Below are 14,576 nucleotides of genomic sequence, written 5' to 3'. Positions count from 1 at the left end.
GACGGCATGTGGGTTCGCTCACACCACACGGGTGACGAAGTTGGCCCAGGCCGACGGGTGGCGGGCCGAAAACTGTCGCATATAGGAAAACTGTCAGACGGACCTTTATTTTGCCGTTTGGGAGGGCAGCCCACCGGTTCTGCGGCACTGATTCGGACCCAACAATGTCAGTGGTCCGTGCTATTCGCGCGCGTGCGCGCGCAGTCGCGACCGGTCGCGAAGCGATGCACTGGCTGGGGGGACGTGGGGGGACGCTGCTCTTCCATGTCTCCTCTCCCTTTCTTTCCCCACCTTTTTCAGAACAGAGAAGACAGGGGGATAGAGCGTCCCCGCGTACCCCTCCAACGGAGCCGAGCGGGCCAGAGCCTCCACATTCCCTGCTCCCCCGCCTTCTGGGGCGTCTCGTGCCAGCGGGTGACTGTCCCCTGAGCGTCCCCCTCTTGACCGTGATCGTCCCCCGGGTACACCTGCGCCCCGGGAGCCGTTCGCTTCCCGGGGCGGGGGTCGACCGCTACGCCGCCTACGTCTCAGCGGTGATCGTGTACTTCCTGCCGTTCTTGTTGCTCTTGGAGCGTGTGATGTAGATGCCGCGCTGTCGCAGCGACGGCGCCGCGGTGTTGAGGCACGCGCTCAGCGATGCTGCTGTGCGCGGGAAGGGTTCTCCTGGGCGCACACGCTCGGAGAGGAAACCGTGCAAGTCGGTCATGGTTCCAGACCAGCCTTCGCGCGGAAACGACGGTCCGAGGGCCCAGGTACACAGCGCGACGATGGCCGGATCGCCGTCGAGGACCGCGTCCACGAGGTCCCTTTGGGCTCCGTCGTACGTGCTGGTGCCCGACCAGCCGGTCACCCTGTCGAGTGCGTACAAGATCTCGTAGAAGTCGGCCATGCGGGGGCGGTGGGTGAGATCGGCAGCGGCCTGGGGCAGCTCGGCCCAGACGAGGGCGGCCAGGTCCAGCATCGCCCCGAGGATCTCGGGGTGCGCCCGCTCGTACCCGCCCCACAGGTCCGTGATGGTCCGCCGCTTGGTGATGGGCCTGAGTTCGAGCGGCATCATGCGCTCGGAGAGGTCCGATTTCAGTGCGCCCACGTCGATGCCGGTGAGCAGGATGGGGCGCTCGAAGGCCAGCACGCTGACGTCGTTGTCGCTGTAGAGCGCGCGGCTGACGTCCGCGCTGCCGGTGACCACCCGGCTCAGGAATTCGGAGAGCTTGAGCGGGATGCTCAAAAGGTTGTCGAACGGCAGGGTCCAGCCGGCCGTTGCCGTGACGCTGAGGTCCCTGTCGTTCGTCGGTGCCTGGCGCAGCGGGGTGCGGGGGCCGTCGAGCAGACCGACGAGCATGCGGCCGGAAGTGGTCTTGCCAGTGCCTTGCTCGCCCGTGAGGTAGGCGATCGGCCGGGGAATGCTCGGCCGCAGGGCGGCGAGCAGCCAAGCGACGGCCAGGGGCAGGGTCTTCTCGGTGAACGGCAGCAGTTCGGCGAAAGCCTCCATACCCGCTCGCCATCCGCCCGTAGGGCTTACTGGGAGAGGCAGTCGGCCCACGAGCTTGGTGCGTCGCCACACAGGACCGGTCGAGGGGTCGGGGTAGGTGAGGGTCCACTCGCCGGGGGCAATGCGGACCGACTGACCGTCGGCCCGGCCGAGGTCGAGCCAGGTCACGTTGGGATCGTCGGGGTCGGGCGCGACGCGCAGCCAGAGCTGGGATTCGGGTGCGTCACAGGCCAGCGCGTCGAGTGCGGCGATGGCGTCAGCCAGGGCGCTCTGCGACGGAGGGTGGTTGTAGGTGGTGAGGTAATCACGGATCAGGTGCTGGCGCAGGCTGCCGGAGGCGCTGTGGGCCTTGGCACGCAGCGGGACGGCGATGGCGGGACCGTTCTCCGGGACGGCGTAGGGTTCGCCGTCGCTTTCGTTGCGGAAGTAGCGGAATCCGTTCTCGCCGATGAGGCGGAGCAGTTCGGCCTGCGGCGGCTGCCTGTGCCGACCCTGCGGCGCCCGGCTTTCCGCCTCGGCGTACGCGTCTCGTCCGCCGGGGATGGCAACGAGAGCCCGCGCTATGGCTGCCGCGTCGTACGGCTGGGACATCGTCATGCGGCGGCCCCCAGTGTGCGCGGCTGGCGGGCCCCGGCGGAGAGGCCGGAGCGGATGGCCGCCTGGGCTTCCTTCTCGGGCAGGCCCGCATGGTGGGCAGCGTCGAGCAGCGCATCGGTGACCTGGGCTCGGTCGAGGCCGGCCGGGGTGATCAGGGTGCCCAGGCTGAACGCGGCCCGGTTCAGGGTGTCGTTGCGCGTGCCGGAGGCCGCCTCTGCGACTGCGCGCAGCTCGTCACGTACGGCAGCAGCCACATAGCCGCTGCCCACGCTGCGGCGCGTACGCCAGGGCAGCACGACGCGCGGCCGCTCCGGGCGCACACGGTGTCCGGTGCGGTCGAGGTCTCGGGCGAGCCACACGGGCAGTTCGGCGACCGTCCGGCAGTCGCCTTGCAGCGTGTACCGGCCCGCTCGGGTGGCGGTGCCCGGTGCCACGGCGTACGACGAGCCGGCACGGACGTCGAGCTGCCAGCCGAGCGCGCCGACGAGCGGGCGCCACGTCGTGCCAGCGGGGGCGCGGAACCAGAGGTGCACGCCTCCCGAGGGGGTCCGCACCGTGAAGGTGGGTGTTCCCTCGGGATAGCGGGCGCGGCGCGCTTCGCAGAGCAGGGCGAGGACGTCGCGGCCGTCGTGGATGCTGCCGGGGGCGAGGTCGTCGGGCAGGTCGACTCCGGGGAGCAGTTCGGCGGGATTCTCGGGCGGCTGTCCGTCGTGGCAGTCGATGTCGAGGATGACCAGGCCGGAGGGTCCGGCCGCGATACCGACTCCGGCGGCAGGCATGCGGGCCCACCAGGCGGTGATGCGTTCGGGGTCGGCTGTGGCGGCCAGGACGCCATGGCAGGGGCGGCCGACCTCGATGCATTCGCATCCGTGGCCGTCGTGCTGGACGTAGCGCGGGTTGGGGCGCTCCTTGGTTCCCGAGGAGCATCGGGCGCAGCCGCGCATCGGCACCTTCGTGCCCGGCGAGAGAGGGATCACATGCCAGCCCTGTGCCGCTGCCCACAGGGCGACGCGGCGCGGGTCGGGGGCGGTCGTCGTGCTCAAGCGGCTGCCTCCCCGTCGGCGGGCGACTGCCCGGGGAAGCAGGCGATGGTGGGCGTACCGGAGCGGTGGGTACGCTCGGTCACAGAGGTCTCCTTACCGGCGGCACGGGGCGGGCTTGGTCGTTCGCACCCCGTGCCGCCGCGTTGTTCATGCAGCAGCGGGGACGGAGGCTTCGAGGGCCCCAGCGGATGCGCCAACATCCGCGCGGGGCCCGCCCTCGTCTTCGGGGGCGACACCGAGCACCTCCAGCAGCTCGGCGGTCACGACGCGCAGAGTCCGCCCCAGGCGCAGAGTGCGCACCGGCAGTTCATCGCGCTTGGCCAGGGCGTACGTGGTGCTGCGTCTCAGGCCGAGGGCACGGCCGGCCGTCTCAAGATCAATGGCCGCGGGCAGTGCCAGCAGCTCAGCACGGGTCAGTCCGGGGCTCGTCATGCAGCCGGCTCCCTGCTGTCCCGAGACGCGAGGGCGCGAAGGACCCGCGCGTACCGAAGGGCTGCTTCTCCGCGTGGGGCTCGCTTGCCCTGCTCCCAGCGCCACACGGTCGAGGGGTCGACCTCGCAGAGTTCGGCGATCTCGGAAAGGGTCAGGCGGGCTTCGGTGCGGGCCTGGCGCGCCGAGCCGGACATGGCGGCGTCGCGGACCCACACGAGTTGAAGGACATCGGTTCGGACCATGGTCAGACTGTAGTCGAAAGCTTGCCGGATGGCGATGTTTCACGCTTGATAGGCAATGTTTAGGACCACCTCCCCGAGGGCTCACTCACCCCTTAGCAAACGGTTGGTCCTGACCTTTCACGCTTGATATTCCATACCTTTCACGCTTGATACCTCCACCGCGATCACCGACACCTCCACACTCGCTTGCAGTCGCGACGCATTTCACGACCCGCCACTCCACGCCGTAACCTTGCCGCTTCTTTGCCGATGAGGCAGGATGTAGCCATGCATCCATACGACACCCCCGAGGGGTGGGACTATCTAGCCGTGCCGGGCTGGCCGTACGACCGGTTCCAGGGCAATCCACCGATCGTGGACATCGGCGACAACTTCAAGGTGCCCAGCCACTTCACGGGGATCGCGACCGAGAAGCGCAGCGGCATGACCATCGCTCTGTGCTTTCATGCGGCCCCCGGACGGGGCATGAACCTGGTCGCTGTCATGGGCGCGGATGAGCTCACGTTCCCGCTGGAACTCGCCGTGAAGACCGGGTCGGTCCTCAAGTGGAAGTACGTCGCGGCCATGCAACTGGTCGACGATGAGGCTGCGGTCGATGCCGCCGGGGGATGGAAGCGGTCCGAGGAGCAGCAGGCTCTGACGACGGCACAACGCAAGGAACGGGCACGGGAGCTGCTGGCGCCGTTGCTGGACCAGATGCCCGGGCCGCCCCCGGCGCAGGGTCCGGGAGGACGGCGCAATCTGACTCCGGAGCATCTGGCGACGGTGGCCGAGGTCTACCGCACGGCACATGAACAGGGCCAGCCGCCCACGAAGACCGTCGCCGACCACTTCGACATCTCGCACTCCACGGCCGCCAAGTGGGTCGGCGCAGCGCGCAAGCAGGGGCTACTGGGGCAGGTCCGGAAGGGCTCCAGAGGATCGAACGAGGGGGATGAAGGGTGAAGGGTTCGACGTACCGGCGGTGCCACTGCCGCGACCCGGAGACGGGGAAGTCGCTCGGTGCCTCTTGCCCGAAGCTGAAGCAGAAGCGGCACGGTACGTACTCCCTCCGGCAGGAACTGCCGGCGCGGCCGGACGGCAAGAGACGCTCGTTCGCCCGGGGCGGCTACGACACCAAGACCGAGGCCCAGGCCGACCTCGACAAGGTGCGCGCCCTCCTCGCCCTCCCCGACACCGACGACGCCGAGGGGCAGCACCGAATAGCCGAGTTGCTGGAGAAGGTGGCGGCCGACAAGGCGCCGCTGCCCGACCTCGAAGAGACCCGGCGCAAGTTCCGCACCGGGCAGTCCCTCACCGCACACATCACCGTCGGCGAGTGGCTTGACGAGTGGCTGGCCTCGAAGAAGATCCGGAAGACGACAGCCAACGGGTACACGTCGCACATCCGTGTGCACCTCAAGCCGCGCATCGGGCATCTCAGGCTCGACCGGCTGAACGTCGGCCACCTGGTGGAGATGTTCGACGGGATCACAGACGACAACGAGGTGATCGCCGCAGAGAACCGGGCCCGGCGTGAGCAGGTCGCGCGCTGCAAGCACGGCCGGCCGGGCGCCCCGAAGGCAGCCGACCGCGCGAGATTGACCGAGGAGCGCGCCAAGCTGGCCGAGATGAAGCCGTTCCGGAAGCTGACAGGAGCGGCCACCCGGCAGCGCATCCGGTCAACGCTGCGGGCCGCCCTGAACGCTGCTATCGCGCAGCAACTCATCACCTTCAACCCGGCCGAGCATGTCGAACTGGAGTCCGGCAAGCGGCCCAAGGCGCTGCTGTGGACCGAGGAGCGGGTACAGCGGTGGCTTGCGACGGGCGAGAAGCCGAGTCCCGTCATGGTGTGGACCCCGGCACAGGTCGGCGCCTTCCTGGACGAAGCCGAGAAGGACCGGCTGTACGCCTTCTTCCACCTGGTCGCCCACCGCGGTCTGCGACGCGGCGAAGGCGTCGGGCAGGACTGGGAGAACGTGGACCTCGACGGTGCCAGTCTGACGGTGGCCAAGGAGCTCGTACAGGACGGCTGGACGCCCTACGAGTCCGATCCGAAGACGGACGGCAGCGCGGGCACGATCGCCCTCTCCAGCGGCGTTGTGGCCGTTCTGAGGGCCCATCGGGTGCAGCAGGCGAAAGAACGTCTCAAGTGGGGCGCGGCATGGGTCGACACGGGCAAGGTCTTCACGGAGGAGGACGGTTCCTGGCTGCACCCCGAGAAGGTGTCCGAGGCGTTCCGGCGCATCTCCAAGGCGGCCGGACTGCCACCGATCAACCTTCGTGATCTGCGCCATGTAGCCGCGACTCTGATCCATGGAGGTGGCGGAGACATCCACACCATCAAGGAGACCCTGCGGCAGTCCTCGATCAAGCTCACCTCGGACACGTACACGAGCCTGCTCCCCGAGGTCGATCGGGAGGTGGCCGAGGCTGCCGAGCGGCTGGTCCCCCGGGCACGCCCGGCAACGGCTGGAGACACCGCCGCTCACGCATCGCTCACGCAGAAGCCGGAGAATACGGCTTCGCCCCGGCTGGAGAAGCCCAGCCGGGGCGAAAAGATGCAGGTCACAGGTGGTGCTGTGACCTCATCGGGTAGTAGGCCGTGTGGGACTCGAACCCACAACCAATGGATTAAAAGTCCACTGCTCTGCCAATTGAGCTAACGGCCCGCACCCGCAGCATAGCCCGGCCGACCGCCGGAGCCCGAGTCGTTATGGCCCATGCAGTTGCGCGGACGGCCGAAAGACGAGGGCCCGTACGGCATCGGCGTGCCGTACGGGCCCTCAGATCAGTTGCGGGGATCAGCCGTTGCGCTTCCAGCGCGGCTTGTCGGCGCGGCGGTCGAAGCCGGCACCGCGGTGGTCGTCACGACGGCCGTAGGGGCGGTCGCCGCCACCGGAACGGTGGCCGCCGGAGGGGCGGTCGTCGCGACGGTCGCGGTTGAACGGACGGTCGCTGCCGCCGGAGCGGAAGCCACCGGACGGACGGTCGTCACGGCGGAAGCCACCGGAGGGACGGTCGTCGCGACGGAAGCCGCCACGGTCGTCACGGCGGTCGTCACGGCGGTCGTCACGACGCTCCTCGCGGCGGAAGCCGCCCGAGGGACGGTCGTCACGGCGGAAGCCACCGGAGGGACGGTCGTCGCGACGGAAGCCGCCACGGTCGTCACGGCGGTCGTCACGACGCTCCTCGCGGCGGAAGCCACCGGAGGGACGGTCGTCACGGCGGAAGCCACCGCGGTCGTCACGGCGGTCGTCACGACGCTCGTCACGGCGGAAGCCGCCCGAGGGACGGTCGTCACGGCGGTCGTCGCGACGGAAGCCGCCGCGGTCCTCGCGACGGTCGTCACGACGCTCGTCACGACGCTCGTCGCGGCGGAAACCGCCCGACCGGCGCTCGAAGTTGCCCCGCTCGTCGCGGCGCTCGAAGGACGACTGCTGGCGCGGCTCCGGGACGGCAGCGGCGGCCTCCTCCTTGGCGGCCTCGGCTGCGGCCTCCTCGGCCGCGGCGGCGACAGCGGCCTCCGGGTCCTCGCCACGCTCGCGGGCGGCGCGGGCCAGCAGGCGGTCGGCCTCCTCGCGGAGCTCCGTGGCGCGGCGCTGGGCGCGCTCCAGCTCGCGGTTGAGGTTGGCGAGCTCGCGCTCGGCCTGCTTGGCGGCGTTGGCCGCGGAGTCGGCCTGGACCTCGGTGAGGGAACGGGCGCCGGTGATCTCGGCGACCTCCGGGTCGAAGACGCCGGCACCGCCGACGATGTGGCGCGAGGCGTCGACGCCCGCGTCCTCCATCAGGCGGAAGATCTGGCGGCGCTGGTGCGGCAGGGACAGCGAGACGACCGTGCCGGACTGGCCGGCGCGGGCCGTACGGCCGGAGCGGTGCAGGTAGTCCTTGTGGTCGCCCGCGGGGTCGACGTTGAGGACCAGGTCGATGCCGTCGACGTGGATGCCGCGGGCGGCGACGTCGGTGGCGACCAGGCAGTTGACGCGGCCGCCCTTGAAGTCCTCCAGGACGCGGGTACGCGCACCCTGGGTCATACCGCCGTGCAGCGCGTCCGCGCGCACACCGGCGTCGAGCAGCTGCTCGGCGACGCGGTCGGCGCCCATCTGGGTGCGGACGAAGATGATGGTGCGGCCCTTGCGGGCGGCGATGGCGGCGGTGACCGGCGCCTTGTCCTTCGGCTTCACGACGAGGACGTGGTGGGTCATGGTGGTGACGGCACCGGCCGACGGGTCGACCTCGTGCGTGACCGGGTCGACCAGGTAGCGCTTGACCAGCGTGTCGATCTCGTTCTCCAGCGTCGCGGAGAACAGCAGGCGCTGGCCGCCGCTCGGCACCTGGTCGAGGATCTCGGTGACCTCGGGCAGGAAGCCCATGTCGGCCATCTGGTCGGCCTCGTCGAGGACGGCGACCTGGACCTTGTCGAGCGAGGCGGCGCCGCGGTCGATGATGTCGCGCAGGCGGCCCGGGGTGGCGACGAGGATGTCGACGCCGCGCTCCAGGGCGTAGATCTGGTTGCCCATGGACGTACCGCCGCAGACGACCTTCATCTTCAGGCCGAGCACGTCGCCGTACGGCTGGAGGGCGTCGGCGACCTGCATCGCCAGCTCACGGGTCGGAGTGAGGATCAGGCCGCGCGGGCGCTTCTTCTCGGTGCGGCCGTCGGCCAGGGTCGACAGCAGCGGCAGGCCGAAGGAGAGCGTCTTGCCGGAGCCGGTGCGGCCGCGGCCCAGGATGTCCTTGCCGGCCAGGGCGTCCGGGATGGTCGCGGCCTGGATCGGGAAGGGCGTGGTGACACCGTTCTGCGCGAGCTTGCGGACGACGGCGTCGTCCAGGCCCAGGTCGGCGAAGGTGATGGTGGGCTCAGCGGCCTCGGTGGCCTCGTCGGCCTCGGCAGCAACCTCGAGCTCGTCGAGAACGATCTCGTCCTCGGCGGCGGGCATGATGGTCTGGTCAGTGGAAATGGACATGCGAAATGCGAAACCTTCCGGAGTTTCGGCACGCGCCCAAGCTCCGTGTCGGCTTTCGCAAACGACCGCCTCAATGCGGTCAGCCACGGCAAGGTAAGGAACGCGCCACACGGCGCGCTTCTGTGCAGGCGCCGGGCAAATGGGATCAAACGATCTACCACCATACGCACCTCATGCCGTCCTGCGCAAGCCGCCTGCTCATGGCCTGCGCCACAGTCCCGCCCGCCGGCCGCTACGAGGCCGGCCCGGCCTGCGGGCCCGGCTGCGGGGACGGCGGGGCCGACGACTGCGGCGGCGGGGACACCGGCGAGGACGGCGAGCCGGCCGGCGGCGTGGGCGGCCGGTCCGGCGGCGGGGTCGGGCGGCCGGGAGCCGTCTGACCGCCGGCCGGCTTCGACGGCGCGGGCTTGCCCGGGCGCACGGCGGGCGGCGACACGCCGGGGGTCGCGGACGCCTCGGCCGACGGCGAGGCGGACCGGCCGCCCTTGGCCGAGGGGCTGCCGCTCGCGCCCCTGAGCGCCTTGGCGTCCGTACGGCCCGGCCGGTCGCCCGGCAGCCGCACCGCGCCGTCCGCCTGCGGACCCGACTCGCGCTGCTTGTCCGTGCCCGAGGGCGCGGGGCGGCCCGGGTCGCTCACACTCATGCAACCGCCGAGCGCCATGGCCGTGACGGCCACGGCCGCGATGCGGGTGAGTGCCGAGTGCGCTGAAGGTACGCGCATGGGGGACCGCCTTAGGGTCGCGGGGGACAGGCGACCTGCCCAACTGGCCCCGCCCCGCCCAGGACACGCGCGGCCCACCGCGGCACGATCCGAACAAGCCGGCGACCGGCGCCCCTCGCCCGGGCCCGTCACCCGGACCCCTCACCCGTAGCCGAGTGCGTGCAGCCGTTCGTCGTCGATCCCGAAGTGGTGGGCGATCTCGTGAACGACCGTCACCTCCGCCTCGTGGACCACCTCTTCCCGCGTGGCGCACATCCGCAGGGTCGGGCCCCGGTAGATCGTGATGCGGTCCGGGAGCACGCCCGCGTACCACTCGCCGCGCTCGGTCAGCGGCGTCCCCTCGTAGAGCCCGAGGAGTTCCGGGTCCGCGGCGGGGGGCTCGTCCTCGACGAACACCGCGACGTTGTCCATGAGCCGCGTCAGCTCCTGCGGGATCCGGTCCAGGGCCTCGGCGACCAGTTCCTCGAAGTCCTCGCGCGTCATCTCCAGCACGCCCGCCATTGTCCGGCACGAAGGCCCCCGATGCCCGGACCCGGCGGCTGCCGGAGGCCGCCGGAGCTCGTCCCGGGAGCCCGGAGGCAAACCGTTTTGGCGTTAGGTCCCTGCATCCCATATGCTTCTCACGTCCCCGAGGCGCTGCGAAGCGACAAGGTGGGCCGACCGCCCTCATCGTCTAGTGGCCCAGGACGCCGCCCTTTCAAGGCGGTAGCACGGGTTCGAATCCCGTTGGGGGCACGCAAGATCCTGTGCGAGACTTGTTCTCGCACACGCTTGGTCCTGTGGAGCAGTTTGGAGTGCTCGCCACCCTGTCAAGGTGGAGGCCGCGGGTTCAAATCCCGTCAGGACCGCTGTGATCCCTCGTGGATCGCGTGGCTGGGTAGCTCAGTTGGTACGAGCGTCCGCCTGAAAAGCGGAAGGTCGCCGGTTCGACCCCGGCCCCAGCCACCAGCAGCCCCCCATCTCCGGATGGGGGGCTGAGTTGTTTTCCGGCCCGCAGTCGGTCGACTGCGGGCCGTCCGTAGCTGGTCGCGCAGTTCCCCGCGCCCCTTCGGGGCGCACCCCAGGGAAATCGGTTCGCCCCTGCGCGGCGCACGGTGCGATCCTGGATCCCGTATGTCTACGCAGCCTGCCCTCGCCCCCTTCGCCGACCTCTCCGGCCGCCTGCCCGAGCTGACGCTCCGCGATCAGCAGCGGCTCGGGCGCCGGCTCGACGGTGCGCGCCGTATCCGCAAGCCCGAGGCCCGTGCGGCCGTGCTGGCCGAGATCGCCGAGGGCATCGCGGAGGCCGAACTGCGCGTCGAGGGCCGCCGCGCGGCCGTCCCGGCCATCACGTATCCCGAGCAGCTTCCGGTCAGCCAGAAGAAGGACGAGATCCTGGCGGCCGTCCGCGACCACCAGGTGGTGATCGTCGCGGGCGAGACGGGCTCCGGCAAGACCACCCAGATCCCCAAGATCTGTCTGGAGCTGGGCCGCGGCGTCAAGGGCCTCATCGGGCACACCCAGCCGCGCCGGATCGCGGCCCGCACGGTCGCCGAGCGGGTGGCCGAGGAGCTGCGCACCCCGCTGGGCGAGGCGGTCGGCTGGAAGGTCCGCTTCACGGACCAGGTCGGCGACGACACGCTCGTCAAGCTGATGACGGACGGCATCCTGCTCGCCGAGATCCAGACGGACCGCGAGCTGCGCCAGTACGACACGATCATCATCGACGAGGCGCACGAGCGCAGCCTCAACATCGACTTCCTGATGGGCTACCTCGCCCAGCTGCTGCCGCGCCGCCCCGACCTCAAGGTCGTCATCACCTCGGCCACCATCGACCCCGAGCGCTTCTCCCGGCACTTCGGCGACGCGCCGATCGTCGAGGTCAGCGGCCGCACGTATCCAGTGGAGGTGCGCTACCGGCCGCTGCTGGAGCAGGGCTCGGAGGACGCCGACCGCGATCAGATCACCGCGATCTGCGAGGCCGTGGACGAGCTGCAGGCCGAGGGCGACGGTGACATCCTGGTCTTCCTCTCCGGCGAGCGGGAGATCCGGGACACGGCGGACGCGCTGGAGAAGAAGAAGCTCCGCTTCACCGAGATCCTTCCGCTCTACGCGCGGCTGTCCCACGCCGAGCAGCACCGGGTCTTCCAGCGGCACACCGGGCGCAGGATCGTTCTCGCCACGAACGTCGCGGAGACGTCCCTGACCGTCCCGGGCATCCGTTACGTCATCGACCCCGGCTTCGCCCGCATCTCCCGCTACAGCCACCGCACCAAGGTCCAGCGCCTGCCGATCGAGCCGGTCAGCCAGGCCAGCGCCAACCAGCGCAAGGGCCGCTGCGGCCGGACGAGCGACGGCATCTGCATCCGGCTGTACGCGGAGGACGACTTCCTCTCCCGGCCGGAGTTCACGGACGCGGAGATCCTGCGGACGAACCTGGCGTCCGTCATCCTGCAGATGACCGCGGCGGGCCTGGGCGACATCGAGAAGTTCCCCTTCATCGACGCGCCGGACCGCCGCAACATCAAGGACGGCGTGGCCCTGCTGCAGGAGCTGGGCGCGGTCGACCCGGAGCAGAAGGAGCCGAAGAAACGGCTCACCCCGCTCGGGCGCAAGCTCGCGCAGCTCCCGGTGGACCCCAGGCTGGCCCGGATGGTCCTGGAGGCCGACCGCAACGGCTGTGTGCGCGAGGTCATGGTGATCGCGGCCGCGCTGTCCATCCAGGACCCGCGCGAACGGCCCTCGGACAAGCAGCAGCAGGCCGACCAGCAGCACGCACGCTTCAAGGACGAGACGAGCGACTTCCTCGCCTTCCTCAACCTCTGGCGCTACGTGCGCGAGCAGCAGAAGGCCCTGTCGTCCTCGGCCTTCCGCCGCATGTGCAAGTCGGAGTACCTGAACTACCTGCGGATACGCGAGTGGCAGGACATCTACTCGCAGCTGCGCACGGTCGCCAAGCAGATGGGGATCCACCTCGCCGAGGAGGACGCGGCGCCGGAACGCATCCACCAGTCGCTGCTGGCCGGTCTGCTGTCGCATCTTGGCCTGAAGGACACCGAGAAGAACGAGTATCTGGGCGCCCGCAGCGCCAAGTTCGCCGTGTTCCCCGGCTCGGCGCTCTTCCGGAAGCCGCCGCGCTGGATCATGTCGGCGGAACTGGTGGAGACCTCCCGCCTCTGGGCGCGCGTCAATGCCCGTATCGAGCCGGACTGGATCGAGCCGCTCGCCCAGCACCTCGTCAAGCGCACCTACAGCGAGCCGCACTGGGAGCAGAAGCAGGCCGCCGTGATGGCCTACGAGCGCGTGACGCTCTACGGCGTGCCGATCGTGACCGAGCGGAAGGTCAATTACGGGCGGATCGACCCGGAGACCAGCCGGGATCTGTTCATCCGCAATGCGCTCGTCGAGGGCGACTGGCGGACGCACCATCAGTTCTTCCACGACAACCGGAAACTCCTCGGCGAGGTCGAGGAGTTGGAGCACCGGGCACGGCGTCGCGACATCCTCGTGGACGACGAGACGCTTTTCGACTTCTACGACCAGCGGCTGCCCGAACACGTCGTCTCCGGCGCGCACTTCGACTCCTGGTGGAAGCACAAGCACCGCGAGGAACCGGAGTTGCTCAATTTCGAGCACTCCATGCTCATCAACGAGAACGCCGAAGCGGTCACCAAGGACGACTATCCGGACTCGTGGCGCCAGGGCGCCCTGAAGTTCCGGGTGACCTATCAGTTCGAGCCCGGGGCGGACGCGGACGGCGTGACCGTCCACATTCCGCTCCAGGTGCTCAACCAGGTCTCGGCCGAGGGCTTCGACTGGCAGATCCCCGGACTGCGCGAGGACCTGGTGACGGAGCTGATCCGCTCGCTGCCCAAGCCGATCCGGCGGAACTGCGTCCCGGCGCCGAACTTCGCCGCCCGGTTCCTCGACGGCGCCGTCCCGCTGCAGGGGCCGCTGACGACCGCCCTGGCACGCGACCTGCACCGGATGACGGGCGTGCGGATGGAGGCCGAGGACTTCGACCCGGCCCGGGTCCCGGACCACCTGAAGATCACGTTCCGGGTCGTGGACGAGCGGCGCCGGAAGATCGCCGAGGACAAGGACCTGGAAGCCCTGCGGCTCCGGCTCAAGCCGAAGACGCAGGCCGCGATCAACAAGGCCTTCGAGCAGTCCACCGGCAAGCGCACCGCCGGGCCGGCCGGCGGCACGGGCACCGCGGGGCCGGAGCAGCGGTCGGGGCTCACGCAGTGGAGCATCGGCACCCTGCCCCGCACCTTCGAGACCCGGCGCGCGGGCCAGCCCGTCAAGGCCTATCCGGCCCTGGTCGACGAGGGCTCGTCGGTGGCGGTGCGGCTGTTCGACACCGAGAGCGAGCAGCGCGAGGCGATGTGGCGCGGCAACCGCCGGCTGATCCTGCTCAACCTGCCGTCGAACCCGGCCAAGTTCGTCCAGGACAAGCTCGGCAACCAGCAGAAGCTCGCCCTCGCCCGCAATCCGCACGGCTCCATCCCGGCGCTGTTCGACGACTGCGTCTCGGCCGCGGCCGACAAGCTGATCGCCGTGCACGGCGGCCCTGCCTGGGACGAGGAGTCCTTCCGCAAGCTCTTCGACGCCGTGCGCGCCGACATCATGGACGCCACGCTGGACACCGTCCGCAGGGTCCAGGAGGTGCTGGCCGCCTGGCAGGCCTGCGAGCGCCGCCTGAAGGCGACGACGAGCCCGACCCTGCTCCCGTCCCTGACGGACGTCAAGGAGCAGCTGGCCGCGCTGATCAAGCCCGGCTTCGTGACGGCCCACGGCGTCCGCCGGCTGCCCGACCTCATGCGCTACCTGGTGGCGGTCGACCGGCGGCTGACCCAGCTGCCCACCAACGCCGAGCGGGACCGCACGCGGATGGCCAAGGTGAAGGAGATGCAGGACGAGCACGCCTGGCTGCTGGAGCAGTTCCCCAAGGGCCGCCCGGTGCCGCAGGAGGCGCTCGACATCCGCTGGATGATCGAGGAGCTGCGGGTGAGCTACTTCGCGCACGCCCTCGGCACCGCGCACCCCGTGTCCGACAAGCGGATCGTGAAGGCGATCGACGCGCTGGTGCCGTAGCGCTCCGCTGGGGGGGGCGGTTCTTCG

The 14,576-nt window shown here is 70.2% G+C and carries 9 protein-coding genes, 4 tRNA genes and 1 pseudogene; 6 read left to right on the top strand and 8 right to left on the bottom strand.

Features of this window, described 5'->3' with window-relative positions; all coding sequences use genetic code 11:
- Positions 1 to 520: 520 nt before the first annotated feature.
- The 4 genes from ACWD4B_RS09925 to ACWD4B_RS09910 all read right to left on the bottom strand — a co-directional run bounded on the left by ACWD4B_RS09925 (position 521) and on the right by ACWD4B_RS09910 (position 3,806).
- Positions 521 to 2,089 (bottom strand): hypothetical protein, encoded by a 1,569-nt coding sequence (locus ACWD4B_RS09925; RefSeq protein ID WP_171086215.1) that lies wholly within the window; start codon positions 2,087 to 2,089, stop codon positions 521 to 523.
- On the bottom strand, positions 2,086 to 3,132 hold the full coding sequence (locus ACWD4B_RS09920; RefSeq protein WP_171086217.1) for a bifunctional DNA primase/polymerase: 1,047 nt from the start codon (positions 3,130 to 3,132) through the stop codon (positions 2,086 to 2,088). Before ACWD4B_RS09920 ends, ACWD4B_RS09925 begins: the two co-directional genes overlap by 4 nt.
- Positions 3,133 to 3,279: 147 nt before the next feature.
- On the bottom strand, positions 3,280 to 3,564 hold the full coding sequence (locus ACWD4B_RS09915) for an integrase (protein WP_171086220.1): 285 nt from the start codon (positions 3,562 to 3,564) through the stop codon (positions 3,280 to 3,282).
- Entirely contained in the window at positions 3,561 to 3,806 is a 246-nt protein-coding gene (locus ACWD4B_RS09910) for a helix-turn-helix domain-containing protein (RefSeq protein ID WP_171086221.1), read from the bottom strand. The genes ACWD4B_RS09915 and ACWD4B_RS09910 overlap by 4 nt, the downstream gene beginning before the upstream one ends.
- 267 nt (positions 3,807 to 4,073) lie before the next feature.
- On the opposite strand from ACWD4B_RS09910, the gene ACWD4B_RS09905 reads away from it, so the two are divergent.
- Together ACWD4B_RS09905 and ACWD4B_RS09900 are read left to right on the top strand one after the other, a co-directional pair.
- Complete coding sequence (locus ACWD4B_RS09905) at positions 4,074 to 4,751, top strand: hypothetical protein (protein WP_171086222.1); 678 nt, start codon at positions 4,074 to 4,076, stop codon at positions 4,749 to 4,751.
- Positions 4,748 to 6,247: pseudogene (locus tag ACWD4B_RS09900) on the top strand (site-specific integrase); the annotation flags it as partial. The gene ACWD4B_RS09905 and the pseudogene ACWD4B_RS09900, both read left to right, overlap by 4 nt.
- A gap of 137 nt (positions 6,248 to 6,384) precedes the next feature.
- Here ACWD4B_RS09900 and ACWD4B_RS09895 read toward each other — a convergent pair.
- The 4 genes from ACWD4B_RS09895 to ACWD4B_RS09880 all read right to left on the bottom strand — a co-directional run bounded on the left by ACWD4B_RS09895 (position 6,385) and on the right by ACWD4B_RS09880 (position 9,965).
- Positions 6,385 to 6,457 (bottom strand) — tRNA-Lys (locus ACWD4B_RS09895).
- A 132-nt stretch (positions 6,458 to 6,589) separates the two neighbouring features.
- Positions 6,590 to 8,752 (bottom strand): DEAD/DEAH box helicase, encoded by a 2,163-nt coding sequence (locus tag ACWD4B_RS09890; protein WP_451420286.1) that lies wholly within the window; start codon positions 8,750 to 8,752, stop codon positions 6,590 to 6,592.
- A gap of 232 nt (positions 8,753 to 8,984) precedes the next feature.
- On the bottom strand, positions 8,985 to 9,473 hold the full coding sequence (locus tag ACWD4B_RS09885) for a hypothetical protein (RefSeq protein WP_336410128.1): 489 nt from the start codon (positions 9,471 to 9,473) through the stop codon (positions 8,985 to 8,987).
- Positions 9,474 to 9,614: 141 nt separating this feature from the next.
- The gene (locus ACWD4B_RS09880) at positions 9,615 to 9,965 is read right to left on the bottom strand and encodes a metallopeptidase family protein (protein WP_336410129.1); all 351 of its coding nucleotides are present in this window, start codon (positions 9,963 to 9,965) and stop codon (positions 9,615 to 9,617) included.
- A 170-nt stretch (positions 9,966 to 10,135) separates the two neighbouring features.
- Here ACWD4B_RS09880 and ACWD4B_RS09875 point away from each other — a divergent pair.
- From ACWD4B_RS09875 to hrpA, 4 genes are all read left to right on the top strand, one after another.
- A tRNA-Glu gene (locus tag ACWD4B_RS09875) sits at positions 10,136 to 10,208 on the top strand.
- A gap of 38 nt (positions 10,209 to 10,246) precedes the next feature.
- Positions 10,247 to 10,321, top strand: a tRNA-Asp gene (locus ACWD4B_RS09870).
- A gap of 23 nt (positions 10,322 to 10,344) precedes the next feature.
- A tRNA-Phe gene (locus ACWD4B_RS09865) sits at positions 10,345 to 10,421 on the top strand.
- Between the two features lie 165 nt (positions 10,422 to 10,586).
- Positions 10,587 to 14,549, top strand: a complete 3,963-nt coding sequence (gene hrpA, locus ACWD4B_RS09860; RefSeq protein ID WP_451420285.1) for an ATP-dependent RNA helicase HrpA — start codon at positions 10,587 to 10,589, stop codon at positions 14,547 to 14,549.
- Positions 14,550 to 14,576 lie beyond the last annotated feature (27 nt).

The sequence above is a fragment of the Streptomyces sp. NPDC002536 genome (assembly GCF_053594995.1).
This window is presented reverse-complemented; position numbering and strand designations above follow the sequence as displayed.

What these genes read in the sequence shown, in the direction of transcription:
- hrpA (WP_451420285.1), top strand. Translation starts at nt 10,587, where the DNA reads ATGTCTACGCAGCCTGCCCTCGCCCCCTTCGCCGACCTCTCCGGCCGC.
- ACWD4B_RS09885 (WP_336410128.1), bottom strand. Translation starts at nt 9,473, where the DNA reads ATGCGCGTACCTTCAGCGCACTCGGCACTCACCCGCATCGCGGCCGTG.
- ACWD4B_RS09890 (WP_451420286.1), bottom strand. Translation starts at nt 8,752, where the DNA reads ATGTCCATTTCCACTGACCAGACCATCATGCCCGCCGCCGAGGACGAG.
- ACWD4B_RS09905 (WP_171086222.1), top strand. Translation starts at nt 4,074, where the DNA reads ATGCATCCATACGACACCCCCGAGGGGTGGGACTATCTAGCCGTGCCG.
- ACWD4B_RS09925 (WP_171086215.1), bottom strand. Translation starts at nt 2,089, where the DNA reads ATGACGATGTCCCAGCCGTACGACGCGGCAGCCATAGCGCGGGCTCTC.
- ACWD4B_RS09915 (WP_171086220.1), bottom strand. Translation starts at nt 3,564, where the DNA reads ATGACGAGCCCCGGACTGACCCGTGCTGAGCTGCTGGCACTGCCCGCG.
- ACWD4B_RS09910 (WP_171086221.1), bottom strand. Translation starts at nt 3,806, where the DNA reads ATGGTCCGAACCGATGTCCTTCAACTCGTGTGGGTCCGCGACGCCGCC.